Below are 15675 nucleotides of genomic sequence, written 5' to 3' on the forward strand. Positions count from 1 at the left end.
ATTAAGGCAAGGGACTAGACCATGCATTTCACCATTCAACGCGAAGCCCTGTTGAAACCCCTGCAACTGGTCGCAGGCGTCGTCGAGCGCCGACAGACCTTGCCGGTGCTTTCCAACGTGCTGCTGGTTGTCGAAGGCCAGCAGTTGTCGCTGACCGGTACCGACCTGGAAGTCGAGCTGGTCGGTCGTGTGCAACTCGAAGAACCGGCCGAGCCGGGCGAAATCACTGTCCCGGCGCGTAAGCTGATGGACATCTGCAAGAGCCTGCCGAACGACGCGCTGATCGACATCAAGGTCGATGAGCAGAAACTCGTCGTGAAAGCCGGCCGTAGCCGCTTTACCCTGTCGACGTTGCCAGCCAACGATTTCCCGACAGTGGAAGAAGGCCCGGGCTCGCTGACCTGCAGTCTGGAGCAGAGCAAACTGCGTCGTTTGATCGAACGTACCAGCTTCGCCATGGCTCAGCAGGACGTTCGCTATTACCTCAACGGCATGTTGCTGGAAGTCTCGGCGGGCATCATCCGCGCCGTGGCCACCGACGGTCACCGTCTGGCCATGTGCTCGATGCAGGCTGACATCGGCCAGCCGGATCGTCACCAGGTGATCGTTCCACGTAAAGGTATTCTGGAACTGGCGCGCTTGCTGACCGAGCCGGATGGCAATGTCAGCATCGTTCTGGGCCAGCACCATATTCGCGCCACCACCGGCGAGTTCACCTTTACCTCGAAACTGGTCGACGGCAAATTCCCTGATTACGAGCGCGTTCTGCCCAAAGGTGGCGACAAGCTGGTATTGGGCGATCGTCAGGCACTGCGTGAAGCGTTCAGCCGTACCGCGATTCTGTCCAACGAGAAGTACCGCGGCATTCGCCTGCAACTGGCCAACGGTCAGCTGAAGATCCAGGCGAACAACCCGGAACAGGAAGAGGCGGAAGAAGAAGTTGGCGTTGAGTACAACGGGGGCTCGCTGGAAATCGGCTTCAACGTGAGCTATCTGCTCGACGTGCTGGGCGTGATGACTACTGAGCAAGTGCGTTTGATCCTGTCTGACTCCAACAGCAGTGCGCTGGTGCAAGAGTCCGACAACGACGACTCGGCTTACGTTGTCATGCCGATGCGCCTGTAAACATGTTCAGCAGACGCTAGATGTCCCTCAGTCGTGTCTCGGTCACCGCGGTGCGCAATCTGCACCCGGTGACCTTCTCCCCCTCCCCCCGCATCAATATCCTGTACGGCGCCAACGGCAGCGGCAAAACCAGTGTTCTGGAAGCCATCCATCTGCTGGGGCTCGCCCGTTCGTTTCGTAGCAGCCGCCTTTTACCAGTCATCCAGTACGAGCAGTTAGCGTGCACGGTGTTTGGCCAGGTCGAATTGGCCGAAGGTGGACACAGCGCGCTGGGGATATCCCGGGACCGCCAAGGGGAGTTCCAGATTCGCATCGACGGGCAGAACGCCCGCAGTGCTGCGCAACTGGCAGAAATCCTGCCGCTGCAATTGATCAACCCCGACAGCTTCCGCCTGTTGGAAGGCGCACCGAAAATTCGCCGACAGTTTCTCGATTGGGGCGTGTTCCACGTGGAACCACGTTTCATGTCCACCTGGCAGCGCTTGCAGAAGGCCCTGCGCCAGAGAAACTCTTGGCTGCGGCATGGTACACTTGACGCCGTTTCGCAAGCGGTTTGGGACAGAGAATTGTGCCAGGCCAGCGCTGAAATTGATGAATACCGCCGCGCTTATATCAAAGCCTTGAAACCAGTCTTTGAACAGACCTTGAGCGAACTCGTCGAACTCGAGGGCTTAACGCTTAGCTATTACCGGGGTTGGGACAAAGAGCGAGAGCTGAGTGCAGTGCTCGCCGCGTCCGTTCACCGGGATCAGCAAATGGGGCATACCCAGGCCGGACCACAACGCGCTGATTTGCGCCTTCGATTGGGCGCACACAATGCTGCGGACATCTTGTCTCGTGGTCAGCAGAAGTTGGTGGTTTGTGCATTGCGGATTGCCCAAGGGCATTTGGTCAGCCAGGCCCGGCGCGGCCAATGTATTTATCTGGTGGATGACTTGCCGTCCGAGCTGGATGAGCAGCATCGCCGCGCGCTTTGCCGTTTGCTGGAAGACTTACGCTGCCAGGTTTTTATCACCTGTGTAGATCATGAATTATTGAGGGAAGGCTGGCAGACGGAAACGCCAGTCGCCCTGTTCCACGTGGAACAGGGCCGTATCACCCAGACCCACGACCATCGGGAGTGAAGGCATGAGCGAAGAAAATACGTACGACTCAACGAGCATTAAAGTGCTGAAAGGCCTGGATGCCGTACGCAAACGTCCCGGTATGTACATTGGTGACACCGACGATGGCAGCGGTCTGCACCACATGGTGTTCGAGGTGGTCGATAACTCGATCGACGAAGCTTTGGCTGGTCATTGCGACGACATCAGTATCATCATCCACCCGGACGAATCCATCACCGTGCGCGACAACGGTCGTGGCATCCCGGTAGACGTGCATAAAGAAGAAGGCGTCTCGGCGGCCGAGGTCATCATGACCGTGCTGCACGCCGGCGGTAAATTCGATGATAACTCCTACAAAGTATCCGGCGGTCTGCACGGTGTAGGTGTGTCGGTTGTAAACGCCCTGTCCGAAGAGTTGATCCTGACCGTTCGCCGCAGCGGCAAAATCTGGGAACAGACTTACGTCCACGGTGTTCCGCAAGAGCCGATGAAAATCGTTGGCGAAAGCGGATCTACCGGTACGCAGATCCACTTCAAGCCTTCGGCTGAAACCTTCAAGAACATCCACTTCAGCTGGGACATTCTGGCCAAGCGGATTCGTGAACTGTCCTTCCTCAACTCCGGTGTCGGCATCGTCCTCAAGGACGAGCGCAGCGGCAAGGAAGAGCTGTTCAAGTACGAAGGCGGCCTGCGTGCATTCGTTGAATACCTGAATACCAACAAGACTCCGGTCAACCAGGTGTTCCACTTCAACGTCCAGCGTGAAGACGGCATCGGCGTGGAAATCGCCTTGCAGTGGAACGACAGCTTCAACGAGAACCTGTTGTGCTTCACCAACAACATTCCCCAGCGCGATGGCGGCACTCACCTGGTGGGTTTCCGTTCGGCACTGACGCGTAACCTGAACACCTACATCGAAGCAGAAGGCTTGGCGAAGAAGCACAAAGTCGCCACCACCGGTGACGATGCCCGTGAAGGCCTGACCGCGATCATTTCGGTCAAGGTACCGGATCCCAAGTTCAGCTCCCAGACCAAAGACAAGCTGGTTTCTTCCGAAGTGAAGACCGCGGTCGAACAGGAAATGGGCAAGTACTTCTCCGACTTCCTGCTGGAAAACCCGAACGAAGCCAAGCTGGTTGTCGGCAAAATGATCGATGCGGCCCGTGCTCGTGAAGCAGCGCGTAAAGCTCGCGAGATGACCCGTCGTAAAGGCGCGCTGGATATCGCCGGCCTGCCGGGCAAACTGGCGGACTGCCAGGAAAAAGACCCTGCCCTGTCCGAACTGTACCTCGTGGAAGGTGACTCTGCTGGCGGCTCCGCCAAGCAGGGACGTAACCGCAAGACCCAGGCGATTCTGCCCCTCAAGGGCAAGATCCTGAACGTCGAGAAGGCGCGTTTCGACAAGATGATCTCTTCGCAAGAAGTCGGCACCTTGATCACCGCGCTAGGCTGCGGCATCGGCCGTGATGAGTACAACATCGACAAGCTGCGTTATCACAACATCATCATCATGACCGATGCTGACGTCGACGGTTCGCACATCCGTACCCTGCTGCTGACCTTCTTCTTCCGTCAGTTGCCGGAGTTGATCGAGCGTGGCTACATCTATATCGCTCAGCCACCGTTGTACAAAGTGAAGAAAGGCAAGCAAGAGCAATACATCAAAGACGACGACGCCATGGAAGAGTACATGACGCAGTCGGCCCTGGAAGATGCGAGCCTGCACTTGAACGAGGAAGCACCGGGTATCTCCGGCGAAGCCCTCGAGCGTCTGGTGAATGACTTCCGTCTGGTAATGAAGACCCTCAAGCGTCTGTCGCGCCTGTACCCGCAGGAACTGACCGAGCACTTCATCTACCTGCCAGCGGTGAGCATGGACCAACTGTCCGATCACGCAGCGATGCAGAACTGGTTGGCCCAGTACGAAGTTCGCCTGCGCACCGTCGAGAAATCCGGCTTGGTCTACAAAGCCAGCCTGCGTGAAGACCGTGAACGTAACGTCTGGCTGCCAGAGGTCGAACTGATCTCCCACGGCCTGTCGAACTACGTCACTTTCAACCGCGACTTCTTCGGCAGCAACGACTACAAGACCGTCGTCTCCCTAGGCGCCCAACTGAGCACCCTTCTGGACGAAGGCGCTTATATTCAGCGCGGCGAGCGCAAGAAAGCCGTCACCGAGTTCAAGGAAGCCCTTGAATGGTTGATGGCCGAAAGCACCAAGCGTCATACCATCCAGCGATACAAAGGACTGGGTGAAATGAACCCGGATCAGCTGTGGGAAACCACCATGGACCCAGGCTCGCGCCGGATGCTCAAAGTGACTATCGAAGACGCCATTGGTGCGGACCAGATCTTCAACACCCTGATGGGTGATGCGGTTGAGCCACGTCGTGACTTCATCGAAAGCAACGCCTTGGCAGTCTCTAACCTGGACTTCTGATCCGGTGTCGGTTCACAAAATAGTTGTCTATTTTCACAAGTAAATGAGTCAGCCCACTTTACGGTGGGCCGCAGCAGACAGAAGGCCAGCGCATTGTGCTGGCCTTTTTTTTGGTACTTCACGCAATCCTGGGAAACACAGAAACAAGAACGCCGATTTGATTGATGATGTTCGTGCGAGCAAACACATCTAACAAACCGGCGTTCTTATGCGCGATATTGATACCTTCCTTTGTGGGAGGGTTTTTCTGCAGCTTTTATGCGAACTGCGAGCGGGTGTTCCGACCTGACCAAGACTTCCTTCGTCGTCCTCTCGAACAACGATGGCTGCGTCATCGCACGCAGCTACGATGCCAAACCGTTTGTGAAAATGGGTGAGCCGTATTTCCAGATCAAACACAAACTCCGCCAGCACGGCATCGTGCCCTCCTCGCCTAACGAGGCCTTTGCCGATCTCACCGGCATTTCTGTGGGCGTTGGCATCGTCTACACAAAAAACTGGCTTGCTGCCGCTCAGCAAGGTTGCAGTACTGCTTTCACTGCTTCCACCGAGCGTTCGACGTCCCTTGTTGTCATGGCATTGAACATCGGCAGCGAAACGATCAAACGGCCAATCCGTTCTGCAATCGGGAACATACCTTCCTTGAAGCCGCGCGCGCGGTACAAGCTCAATAAGTGGATCGAGGGGTAGTGACAGCCGATGCCGACACCGTGCTTTTGCATCTGCTCCATAAACGTGGCCCGGGCCGGCTTACCGTCCTGACGCTCTGGCAGCACTAGCTGAAACATGTGCCAGTTGCTGTTATCGAAATCGGCGACCGGTAGTTGAGCACCATATTTCGCTTCGAAATCACTGCCAAGGCACTCGAAATAGTATTTAGCCAACTCTCGACGATGGGCAGTGATCGCCTCGATATGCGCGAACTGGCCCAGGCCGATGGTCGCGGCAATGTCGGTCATATTGTATTTGCCGCCCAGGACATCCACATCCAAACCATCGAAGCCGCTGCGAGTGACACCCTGCAACCGGTGCTTCTCGGCAAGACGTGCCTCTTCGAGATTATTCAGCACCAAGCAACCGCCTTCGGATGAGGTGATGTTCTTGTTGGCTTGGAAGCTGAAGGACACAAAATCACCAAAAGCCCCGATGCGTTCGCCTTTCCAGGACGAGCCCAGCGCTTGGGCAGCATCCTCCACCACCCGCAGGTTGTGTTTTTTCGCCAGCGCATACAAACGATCCATATCCAGCGGCAGACCCGATAGATAGACCGGAATGATCGCCTTGGTCCGTGGTGTGATTGCCGCTTCGACTTGATCTAGATCGATATTGCGAGTGACTGGATCAACGTCGACAAACACAGGGGTCGCACCCACTTCAATGATCACATTGGCCGTTGCAACCCACGAGATCGGAGTGGTGATGACTTCGTCACCAGCACCGATACCCGCGATGCGCAAGGCGATCTCCATGGTGCAGGTTCCGGAATTGAACGTCCGTACCGGGCGTCCGCCGAAATAGTCCGAGAGCTGCGCTTCGAATAACTGGACCTTAGGCCCACTGGTAATCCAGCCGGAGCGCAAGATGTCGCCGACGGCTGCGATCGTGGCTTCGTCGATAGCGGGTTTGGCAAACGGCAGGAAGTCTGGATAGTTCATGATGGTCGTGAAGCCCTTATATATTTGTTTGAGTAATCGACAGCCTGTGAATAAGGAGTTGGCGGGAACACGTAGACGCTTTCGGTCGCAGCCACGTAGCCGAAGCACTGCAATGTCGGCCATCAGCATCCCGCTAGTAACTCAACAGATTGGTAGCGGGAGCGCCGGTCGTCCAGGCGCCTTGCCGCGCGCCTGGTTTTTCACCCAACGATGACATCAGCCTGGCGGCGATAGCTCGGGGTAAAAGAATCAACGATAGACAGGATGACGGCGGCAGAGCTCCACCACCTGTTCGCGCACGTGGTGCCCGACCGTCTCGCTGTGGCCGTTTTCCAGGGCGTCCAGTACGTCGCACAACCAGCCCGCCAGTTGTTCGCATTCGAACACGCCGAAACCTCGGGTGGTGATGGCTGGGGTACCGATGCGCAACCCTGAGGTCACGAACGGTGAGCGCGGGTCGTTGGGCACCGAGTTTTTGTTGGCGGTGATGTAGGCGTTGCTCAGGGCCGCATCAGCTTCCTTGCCGGTGTAAGGCCTGTCGGACAGGTCGATTAGCATCATGTGGTTATCGGTGCCACCGGAGACGATCTTGTAACCCCGCCGTTGCAGCACGGCCGCCATGGCCCGGGCGTTGATCACCACTTGCGTCTGATAGGTTTTGAACTCGGGTGCCAGTGCTTCCTTGAAGGCGATGGCCTTGGCGGCGATCTGGTGCATCAGTGGCCCGCCCTGGACACCCGGGAATACCGCAGAGTCGAGCTTTTTGTAGAACGCTTCGTCTTGCCCCTTGGACAAAATCAAGCCACCCCGTGGGCCCCGCAGGGTCTTGTGAGTGGTGCTTGTAACCACATGGGCGTGCGGCAATGGGTCCGGGTATTCGCCGGCAGCGACCAGACCTGCGACATGGGCCATGTCGACCCAGAAAATAGCCCCGACCTTGTCGGCAATGGCCCGCATGCGCGCCCAGTCTTTGTACCGGGAGTAGGCAGAAAAACCACCGATCAGCATCTTCGGTCTAGTTTCCAGGGCGATGCGTTCCATCTCGTCGTAGTCGAGAAAGCCCGTCTTTGGGTCAAGGCCATAAGGAACGATCTTGTAATGACGGCCCGAGAAGTTTGAAGGGTTGCCGTGGGTCAGGTGGCCACCTTGGGCCAGGTTCATGCCCATCACTGTGTCACCAGGATTGATCAATGCCAGGAATACCGCGGCGTTCGCCTGGGCACCCGCATGCGGCTGAACGTTGGCGTAGTCGCAGTTGAACAGGGTCTTTACCCGCTCGACGGCCAGGCGCTCGGCAACATCGACATACTCGCAGCCGCTGTAGTAGCGCTTGCCTGGGTAGCCTTCGGCGTATTTGTTGGTGAGCACGGTGCTCTGGATTTTCATGACCAGAGGGCTGGCGTAGTTTTCGGAAGCGATCAGTTCGACGTGGTCTTCCTGACGATGTTCTTCGTTATGAATCGCCTCACACAGCTCGGCGTCGAATGCTTTAAGGGTCAGCGTTGAGTCGTACATGATGAAGGGGGTCCTTGGTTGAGAAAGTAAGCCGGTTTATGACAAGAGCCGAGAGACACGCGCTGCGATGTCGTCGATCTGCGAGTCCTCGCAGATCAACGGAGGCAGCAGTCGGAGGGTGGTGCCGCGAGTCACAGTTATCAGTAGGCGTTGTTCGTCCAGCGCCCGGCCGACCAGTTCGGCACACTGACGGTTCAGTTCGATGCCGACCATCAGGCCCAGGCCGCGAATGGAAACGACCTCGCTGTGATTGCCCAGCGCCTCCTGCAGCGCGGCCAGCAGCCGGCGGCCAGATGTGGCTGCACGCTGCGGGATGTGATCGCGCTCCATGATGTCGAGTACGGTGCATCCCACTCGGCAGGCCAGGGGGTTGCCGCCGAAAGTGGAGGCATGATGGCCCGGGGAAAACAGTTCGGCGGCCTTGCCTCGTGCCAGGCATGCGCCAATGGGAAAACCATTGCCCAGTGCCTTGGCCAGCGTGATGACATCCGGCACTATCCCCGCGTGTTGGTAGCCAAACCAGGCGCCGGTGCGGCCCATCCCGGTTTGCACTTCATCGACCATCATCAGCCAATCGTGTTCGTCGCACAGTTGTCGCAGGGCCTGTAGATAACCGGCAGACGCCGCATGCACACCGCCCTCACCCTGCACGGGCTCGACCAGTACCGCGACGATGTCGGGTGATTGCGCCGCCACCTTGCGGATCTCCTCGATGTTGTCGTAAGGCACCCGTAGAAAGCCTGGCATCAAGGGCTCAAATCCGCGCTGTACGGCCGGGTTGCCAGTAGCCGCGAGAGTGGCCAGGGTGCGACCGTGAAAGCTGTTTTCCATCACCAGCACTTGTGGCTGTGCCACGTGTCTGGCGTTGGCGTGCAGTCGGGCCAACTTGAGCGCCGCTTCGTTGGCTTCAGCCCCCGAGTTGCAAAAAAAGGCGCGCTGCATGCCCGATAAGGCGCACAAGCGCTCACTCAATTGCTCCTGCCATTCAATGTGAAACATGTTGGAGGTGTGCAGCAACTGGCCCGCTTGCTCGGCAATGGCGGCGGCAATCTCGGGGTTGGCATGCCCAAGGCTGGTCACCGCCACACCGGCGATTGCATCCAGGTATTCGACCCCGTGCTTGTCCCACAGAGATGCCCCTTGGCCTCGACTGAAGGAGACCGGCTGACGGGCATAGTTGTGCATGAGGTACGAGGGTGCAGAGGACATCGCATGGCTTCCTGTAAAAGGTGAATCAAGATGTTAGGTGTTGTCAGCGGCGACTAATCATCACTTCCCGGACGGACATCCGCGGTCGGCCAGTAGTAGGCGTCAGGCATGGCTCGTGCGCCGAAGATGGCCTGACCGACACGCACCACGGTAGCCCCCTCTTCAATGGCAACTTCGAAATCGCCGGACATGCCCATGGACAGTTCCTCTAGCCCGACGCCCGCCGGGGCGTGCTGGCGCAGGCGCTCGCGCAGTTCGCGCAACCGTACAAAGCAAGGGCGGACACGAGCCACGTCGGCCGAAAACAGCGCCAGCGTCATCAGCCCGCGCACCCGTAACGCCGAGAACGCCGGCAGGGCGTACAAGAAGTCCGCGACGGCTTCGGGCGCCAGGCCGTATTTGCTGACTTCGCCGGAGGTATTGACCTGGACGAACACATCCAGTTGACGCCCCTCGATTTGCAGGCGACGATCCAGAGCCTCGGCCACTCGCAGGCTGTCCAACGCCTGAAATTCACTGGCAAAACGCGCCACCTGCTTGGCCTTGTTGGTTTGCAGGTGGCCGATGACCGACCATTGCAGGTCGGCCAGATCGGTCATGGCCTGCCATTTGCGCTGCGCTTCCTGCACCTTGTTCTCACCCAGTAGCCGGCAGCCGGCGGCGTAGGCCAGACGCAGATGAGCTTCGTCAAAGGTTTTGCTGACCGGCAGCAGGCGCACACTCGCCGGATCACGTCCGACCCGCTGACAGGCGTTGGCGATACGCTGCTGCACGGCTGCCAGGTTGCGACGAAAGTCCTCGACGCTGGTGGCCTGTGGGTAACGGCCATGGCGCTCGTGCAGGGTGGCGGTTTCTTCCAGTTGATCGAACATCAGTGGGTGGCTCCTTTGGTCGGCACAACATCGTCGGCCGCCGGAATGACCACCGCCTCGCGACGCGGCAAGCGGCCATTGAGTAAGGCGTAGGCCGCCAGACCGATCAGCAACCCCCAGAACGCCCCACCGATTCCCAGCAAGGTGATGTTCGCGGCGGACGCCAGAAAGGTGATCAGCGAGGCTTCGCGGGATTTGACGTCAGCCATGGCGCTGGCCAGGCTGGCGCCGATAGTGCCGAGCAGGGCCAGCCCGGCCAGCGTCGTAATGAAGGTGGCCGGGAGGGCCATGAACACTGCGGCGAGGGTCACCCCGAAAATCCCGACGAGGATGTAGAACACGCCCGCGGCAACCCCGGCGATCCAACGCTTGGACGGATCCTCCGAGGCTTCCTTGCCGGTGCAGATGGCCGCCGTGATGGCGGCGACATTGAAGGCGTGAGAACCGAAGGGTGCCATCAGCAAGGAGCCCAGCCCTGTGACAGTCAGGATAGGGTTGGCGCTGGTGCTGAAGCCATCGTTGCGCAGCACCAGCATGCCCGGCATGTACTGGCCGGTGAGTGTGATCAGAAACAGCGGCAGCGCCACGCTGAGCAACGCATTGATCGAGAATTCGGGCCGGGTAAATACCGGTGCCGCGAATTGCAGCGCCAGCCCGGAAAGATCCACACGGCCCTGCGTTAGAAGAAACGCCAGCCCCAGCACCAGAATGCCCACCACCGCGTAGCGTGCGGTAAAGCGCTTGAACACAACGTAAGCGGCAGTCAGCAACCCGACCAACACTGGATCAATACTCATGCCACCAAACGCGCCGATACCGAACTGCAGCAGGATACCGGCCAGCAGGCCCGCAGCCACGCCCGGCGGAATCAGGCGGATGACTTTTTCGAAGCAGCCGGACAAACCCAGCAGCACGAAGGCGGCGGCCGAAATGATGTACGCACCCACTGCCTCGACATAGGGCGTGGTGGACAGCGCGACGACCAGAAAGGCTGCGGCGGGTGTCGACCAGGCGGTAATAATCGGCTCACGGCTCACCCAGCTGAGAAACAGCCCGGTAATACCCACGCCAATCGACACCGACCATACCCACGATGCCGTCAGCTCGGGGCTGAGCCCGGCGACTTTGGCGGCCTGAAAGACCAGGATGAACGTGCCGCCATAGTTGACGATGACTGAAATCAGCCCGGCGACAATCGGATGTATAAGGTCGCCTAGACGTAGGGCCGTCGGGGATGCTGAAGAAGACATGATTGCTTTGCTCCTTGCAAAACGAGGTGTTTGGCCTCGGGTGAGGGGGGATTTATAACGCTGAAATGGCATGTTTTGCCCCTGCACTTTTTCGTGGAGGACCAGACCACTTACCGGACCGCCTGCTGTGACTGAAGCGATCCCTGCGTCAGCCGTGCACGCGGACAAAACCCTTCATGAAGTCGGTCAATGCCTCGACTGCCTCTAGCGTGACCGCGTTGTAGAGGCTGGCTCGTATCCCGCCGACCGAGGCGTGGCCCTTTAGCCCGTTGAGCCCGGCCTGTTCGGCCAGTTGCACAAAAGTCTTTTCCAGCGCCGCATCGGCGAGCACGAACGGCACGTTATTGATCGAACGAAACGGCGCTCGCACGCTGTTGCGGTAAAACCCATCACTGTCGTCAATGGTGCGATACAGCAACTCGGCCTTGGTCTGGTTAAGCCGGTGAAGGGCTTCGAGGCCGCCGCGGCGCTTAATCCATTTGAGCGTCAGGCCGGTGAGGTACCAAGGAAAGGTCGCCGGGGTGTTGAGCATCGACTGAGCGTCGGTGATGCGCGCGTAATTGAGGATGTCAGGGGTGAACGCCTGCGCGCCATCCAGCAACGCCGGGTCAATGATGACCACTGTCAGCCCGGCCACTCCCATGTTCTTTTGCGCTGCGGCATACACAAGGCCATGTTTGGCCACGTCAATCGGCTTGGAAAGCAGACTTGAACAGGCATCGCACACCAAAGGCGCCAAGCCATCAGGCGCGTCGACAAATTGCACGCCGTGTACGGTTTCGTTCTCGGTGTAGTGCAGGTAGGCGGCGTTCGGGTTGAGGTTCCAGTCCGAAACATCGGGGATGCGATCAAAGCCAGACTCTTTGCCGCTGGCGACGATGCGAACGTCACAGTAGCGCCGGGCGGCCTCAATGGCTTTGCCTGACCAGAGGCCGGTATGCAGATAATCGGCCGTGCGTTTATTGCCCAACAGGTTCATCGGCACCTGGGCAAACTGCAGCGAGGCGCCTCCTTGCAGGAAGAGCACCTTGTACTCGCTGGGTACCTGCAGAATGTCCCGCAGGTCGCGTTCGGTCTGGTAGGCAACCTCCATGAATACTTCGCAGCGATGGCTGATCTCCATCACTGACATGCCCGTGCCTGCGAAGTCAAAAAACTCCTCGTGCGCCTGGGTAAGTACTTCCATCGGCAACGCCGTCGGGCCTGCGCTGAAGTTGTGTGACCTGGCCATAGCTGAGTAATCCCTGTGCAAAATCGCTCGCAACACGCGTGCTCACCACGCACAAAGGCAGTGGTGAGGAGTGAATTCTACGGATAGACTGGCCTGCCTTTGCAGGCCAATTTATAAAAGTAAGGCAGACCACATGGCGAAAGCGTTCGAGCTGGAAACGCTGAAAATGCGCCTCAACGATGCTGAGTTTCAATTGCTGGATCTGCACCAACGGATTCAGCGCGCACTGCGTGAGCTGATCCTCAATGGCGCTCTTGACCCCGGTTTGAAGCTGCCTGCGACTCGGGTGTTGGCCAAGTCACTCGGGATTGCCCGTGACACCGTGGAGAACGCCTATGTGCAACTGCACCGGGACGGTTTTATCGTGCGGCGCGGGGGGGCCGGCAGTTATGTCTGCGAAACGGTGGGCACCGAATTGCGAGGCGCGGCACGCCGCCGCATCAAGGCGCAAGAGGTCAAAAGCAGCCAGGCGGTACCGGGGGCGGGCTTGAGCCAGCGCGGGCGGATGATCTTCGACAGTGGAGGCGTAAACGATCAGCAGGTGATCAAGGCATTTGCGACCGGCCTGCCGGAAACCCGCACCTTCCCCACCGATGTCTGGGAGCGCCTGCAACGCCAGGTCATGAAGGACTATCGCGCCAATGTGCTGTTGCATGGCGACCCGCAAGGAGCCGAGCCGCTGCGCAAAGCGATTGCCACCTACTTGAACCTCGAGCGCGGGGCCAAATGCTCCCCTGACCAGATCATGGTGTTGAGCAGCACTCGCCAGGCCCTTTTTCTGTGTGCGCAGTTGTTAGTGGATGTCGGCAAACCGATCCTGCTGGAAAACCCGGGTTACTATGGCGCCAAGAAGGCCTTTGAAACCGCCGAGACCAAGGTTCTACCCATCGATGTCGATGAACTGGGCATACGCACCGACCTGCTGTACGCCGACCGCAGCGGCGCCAATTGCGTCTATGTCACGCCGTCTCATCAATACCCCACCGGCGCGACCTTGCCGCTGGAGCGTCGTCTTGAGTTGATCAACTGGGCAGCGCAGAAGGGCAAGTGGGTCATCGAAGATGACTACGACAGCGAGTTTCACTACGACGGGCAGCCGACCGCCTGTGTACAGGGCCTGGACAAGTACCAGCGTACGCTCTACATCGGCACCTTCAGCAAGACCCTCTACCCTGGGTTGCGAATGGGCTATATGGTACTGCCCCATGAGTTGATCAAAGCCTTCACCTACGCGCGCAGCATGATGGACGGCCACACGCCACAAATCCTGCAACTGACCCTGGCGCGCTTCATGGAGGACGGCCATTACAACGCCCATGTCCGGGCCATGCGCAAGCTGTATGCCGGGCGCCGTTCCGTCATGCTTGACGCAATCGGCAAGCATTTGGACGGCATCGTTACCGCCTTGCGCCCTCCCGGCGGACTACAAATTCCCTGCCTGCTGCACGATGGCTGGTCTGAGGAAAAAACCATCCGCCAAGCGGCCAGCGCAGGCGTACAGCTTTCCGGCCTGAGCCGGTTGTACGCCGGCGAGGAGAAGAAACAAGGCTGGCTATTGGGTTACTCGTCGTTGACCGCTTATGAAATCGAAGCAGCCATGCTGCGCCTGGCCAATGCACTGAAAACCCGGTAGGGCAATGTCTGGTAGCTAGTGGCCCAGGGCATAGTTCATCAACAGACGTTGTGCCTGGACGGCAATCCGCGCGCGCTTCATACCTTTGGCGCCGGCGACAACGTCTACTTCAAGACGGGGTCGCAACGGCTCGACCATAATCGTATTGAGCGGCTTAAGCCTCAGGGTTTGTGGTGCACCATATCGGTTGGCTTGGTTGCTGTCTGGCATTGGAATTCCTTTTCAGGCAAAAAACGGAGGCGGTTAATAAGGAAGCCTGAAACGCTTTGTCAGGTCGGCAACGCCTTCACGAATGGACCTCTCCGTACGGCAGTCGATGGTTCCGCTACGCACTCCGCCGAGCAGCGCGAGGATCATATCGCCGATCTCCCGGAATTCATCGGCACCCATGCCACGCGACGTGCACGCCGCACTGCCCAGGCGAATACCGGAGGTCACCGCCGGCCTGGCCTCATCGTTGGGTACGGTATTTTTGTTCACGGTGATGCCAATCTGTTCCAGGGCGTGCTCGGCGACATCGCCCGCTAGGCCCCAGGGCCGAAGATCAATGACGCCCAAATGGCAGTCGGTGCCGCCCGAAACAATCGACAATCCACCTTCGGCAAGTCGGCCACACAGGGCTTGGGCATTGGCGACGACGGCGTGAGCATATGTGCTGAAAGAGGGCTGCAGTGCCTCACCCAACGCGACCGCTTTAGCCGCAATGATGTGCATCAGCGGAGCGCACTGCAGGCCGGGGAACACCGCCGCGTTGATTTTTTGCGCAATAGCTTGCTCATTGCACAGAACCATCCCGCCGCGTGGCCCCCGCAACGTGGTGTGCGTGGTGGTAGTGGTGACGTGGGCGAACGGCACCGGTGAGGGATAGGCTCCACCGGCAACCAGGCCGGAGACATGGGCGATATCGGCCATGAGGAATGCATCCACCTCGTCTGCAATGGACCGAAACCGGGCGAAGTCCAGTGTGCGCGAGTAGGCCGAAGCGCCGACAATTATCAGCCGGGGCCGCTCTTGCCGGGCTATCCGCTCGACCTGATCCATGTCCACTCGATGGGTGACAGGATGCACCCCATAACTCAGGGCCTGAAACCAGCGCCCAGACATGTTGAACGTGGCGCCATGGGACAGGTGCCCGCCAGCCTTGAGGTCCAGCCCCAGGATCTTGTCGCCCGGCGCCAGCAATGCCAGAAATACCGCCTGGTTCGCCTGGCTACCCGAGTGGGGTTGCACGTTGGCGTACGCGCACTTGAACAACCGCTTTGCGCGCTCGATGGCGATGTTCTCAATCTCATCGACATTGCGGCAACCGGCGTAGTAGCGGCGCCCCGGATAGCCTTCGGCGTGCTTGTTGGTCAAAACCGATCCCTGCGCCTCGAGCACCGCGCGGCTGACGAAATTCTCGGCGGCGATCAGTTCGATCGAGTGCATCTGGCGCAGGCGTTCGGTGTCGATTGCGCGCCAGACATCCCGGTCCGCCTGGGGCAAATTAATGGCACTGACAACCGGCAGTACGTGCCCGTCCATATGAGCGAAATGCGGCATGTTGACTCCTGTCGGTAAACGTTGAATAACAAGCTGCACCTGCCTGTGGGCTTATCAACGGGCGACTACCCTATCGGTCTACGGACTGACGAGATAT

Annotated in this window: 12 protein-coding genes and 1 pseudogene; 5 read left to right on the top strand and 8 right to left on the bottom strand. The window is 58.9% G+C overall.

The genetic code is table 11. From position 1 onward, the window contains the following. Positions 1-21 precede the first annotated feature (21 nt). The 4 genes and pseudogenes from dnaN to AO353_RS31530 form a co-directional block, all read left to right on the top strand. Positions 22-1125 carry a DNA polymerase III subunit beta gene (gene dnaN / locus AO353_RS10475; RefSeq protein ID WP_044460382.1) on the top strand — a complete coding sequence of 368 codons (1104 nt, stop codon included), beginning with the start codon at positions 22-24 and terminating at the stop codon, positions 1123-1125. A gap of 20 nt (positions 1126-1145) precedes the next feature. Continuing rightward, the gene (gene recF / locus AO353_RS10480; RefSeq protein WP_054594865.1) at positions 1146-2249 is read left to right on the top strand and encodes a DNA replication/repair protein RecF; all 1104 of its coding nucleotides are present in this window, start codon (positions 1146-1148) and stop codon (positions 2247-2249) included. 4 nt (positions 2250-2253) lie between these two features. Continuing rightward, the gene (gene gyrB / locus AO353_RS10485) at positions 2254-4671 is read left to right on the top strand and encodes a DNA topoisomerase (ATP-hydrolyzing) subunit B (protein ID WP_019694408.1); all 2418 of its coding nucleotides are present in this window, start codon (positions 2254-2256) and stop codon (positions 4669-4671) included. A gap of 215 nt (positions 4672-4886) precedes the next feature. After that, positions 4887-5166 (top strand): annotated as a pseudogene (locus AO353_RS31530) (DNA polymerase V subunit UmuC); the annotation flags it as partial. Positions 5167-5183: 17 nt separating this feature from the next. On the opposite strand, the gene AO353_RS10490 reads toward AO353_RS31530, so the two are convergent. The 6 genes from AO353_RS10490 to serC all read right to left on the bottom strand — a co-directional run bounded on the left by AO353_RS10490 (position 5184) and on the right by serC (position 12403). Further along, positions 5184-6326: a DegT/DnrJ/EryC1/StrS family aminotransferase gene (locus AO353_RS10490; RefSeq protein ID WP_054594866.1), complete on the bottom strand. Its 1143-nt coding sequence runs from the start codon at positions 6324-6326 to the stop codon at positions 5184-5186. 249 nt (positions 6327-6575) lie between these two features. Then, positions 6576-7841, bottom strand: coding sequence for a serine hydroxymethyltransferase (gene glyA, locus AO353_RS10495; protein ID WP_054594867.1), 1266 nt, complete (start codon positions 7839-7841; stop codon positions 6576-6578). A gap of 36 nt (positions 7842-7877) precedes the next feature. Then, a complete protein-coding gene (locus tag AO353_RS10500; protein WP_054594868.1) occupies positions 7878-9050 on the bottom strand; it encodes an aspartate aminotransferase family protein in 1173 nt (390 codons plus the stop codon). 53 nt (positions 9051-9103) lie between these two features. Continuing rightward, positions 9104-9922 (bottom strand): YggS family pyridoxal phosphate-dependent enzyme, encoded by an 819-nt coding sequence (locus AO353_RS10505; protein WP_054594869.1) that lies wholly within the window; start codon positions 9920-9922, stop codon positions 9104-9106. After that, a complete protein-coding gene (locus tag AO353_RS10510) occupies positions 9922-11172 on the bottom strand; it encodes a benzoate/H(+) symporter BenE family transporter (RefSeq protein WP_054594870.1) in 1251 nt (416 codons plus the stop codon). The genes AO353_RS10505 and AO353_RS10510 overlap by 1 nt, the downstream gene beginning before the upstream one ends. A gap of 148 nt (positions 11173-11320) precedes the next feature. Next, the gene (gene serC, locus AO353_RS10515; protein WP_054594871.1) at positions 11321-12403 is read right to left on the bottom strand and encodes a 3-phosphoserine/phosphohydroxythreonine transaminase; all 1083 of its coding nucleotides are present in this window, start codon (positions 12401-12403) and stop codon (positions 11321-11323) included. 133 nt (positions 12404-12536) lie between these two features. Here serC and AO353_RS10520 point away from each other — a divergent pair, with 133 nt between their 5' ends. Next, positions 12537-14036, top strand: coding sequence for a PLP-dependent aminotransferase family protein (locus tag AO353_RS10520; RefSeq protein WP_054594872.1), 1500 nt, complete (start codon positions 12537-12539; stop codon positions 14034-14036). A 15-nt stretch (positions 14037-14051) separates the two neighbouring features. On the opposite strand, the gene AO353_RS10525 is transcribed toward AO353_RS10520, so the two are convergent. Then, a complete protein-coding gene (locus AO353_RS10525) occupies positions 14052-14246 on the bottom strand; it encodes a hypothetical protein (protein ID WP_054594873.1) in 195 nt (64 codons plus the stop codon). A 33-nt stretch (positions 14247-14279) separates the two neighbouring features. Beyond that, positions 14280-15560 carry a serine hydroxymethyltransferase gene (locus AO353_RS10530; RefSeq protein WP_102667232.1) on the bottom strand — a complete coding sequence of 427 codons (1281 nt, stop codon included), beginning with the start codon at positions 15558-15560 and terminating at the stop codon, positions 14280-14282. Positions 15561-15675 lie beyond the last annotated feature (115 nt).

Origin of the sequence: Pseudomonas fluorescens, from assembly GCF_001307155.1 — a bacterium.
GTDB lineage: Bacteria > Pseudomonadota > Gammaproteobacteria > Pseudomonadales > Pseudomonadaceae > Aquipseudomonas > Aquipseudomonas helvetica.

Excerpts from the sequence above, each read along its gene's own strand:
- AO353_RS10520 (WP_054594872.1), top strand. The coding sequence starts at position 12,537 with ATGGCGAAAGCGTTCGAGCTGGAAACGCTGAAAATGCGCCTCAACGAT.
- AO353_RS10510 (WP_054594870.1), bottom strand. The coding sequence starts at position 11,172 with ATGTCTTCTTCAGCATCCCCGACGGCCCTACGTCTAGGCGACCTTATA.
- recF (WP_054594865.1), top strand. The coding sequence starts at position 1,146 with ATGTCCCTCAGTCGTGTCTCGGTCACCGCGGTGCGCAATCTGCACCCG.
- serC (WP_054594871.1), bottom strand. The coding sequence starts at position 12,403 with ATGGCCAGGTCACACAACTTCAGCGCAGGCCCGACGGCGTTGCCGATG.
- AO353_RS10505 (WP_054594869.1), bottom strand. The coding sequence starts at position 9,922 with ATGTTCGATCAACTGGAAGAAACCGCCACCCTGCACGAGCGCCATGGC.
- glyA (WP_054594867.1), bottom strand. The coding sequence starts at position 7,841 with ATGTACGACTCAACGCTGACCCTTAAAGCATTCGACGCCGAGCTGTGT.
- AO353_RS10530 (WP_102667232.1), bottom strand. The coding sequence starts at position 15,560 with ATGGACGGGCACGTACTGCCGGTTGTCAGTGCCATTAATTTGCCCCAG.
- AO353_RS10500 (WP_054594868.1), bottom strand. The coding sequence starts at position 9,050 with ATGTCCTCTGCACCCTCGTACCTCATGCACAACTATGCCCGTCAGCCG.
- AO353_RS10525 (WP_054594873.1), bottom strand. The coding sequence starts at position 14,246 with ATGCCAGACAGCAACCAAGCCAACCGATATGGTGCACCACAAACCCTG.
- gyrB (WP_019694408.1), top strand. The coding sequence starts at position 2,254 with ATGAGCGAAGAAAATACGTACGACTCAACGAGCATTAAAGTGCTGAAA.
- AO353_RS10490 (WP_054594866.1), bottom strand. The coding sequence starts at position 6,326 with ATGAACTATCCAGACTTCCTGCCGTTTGCCAAACCCGCTATCGACGAA.
- dnaN (WP_044460382.1), top strand. The coding sequence starts at position 22 with ATGCATTTCACCATTCAACGCGAAGCCCTGTTGAAACCCCTGCAACTG.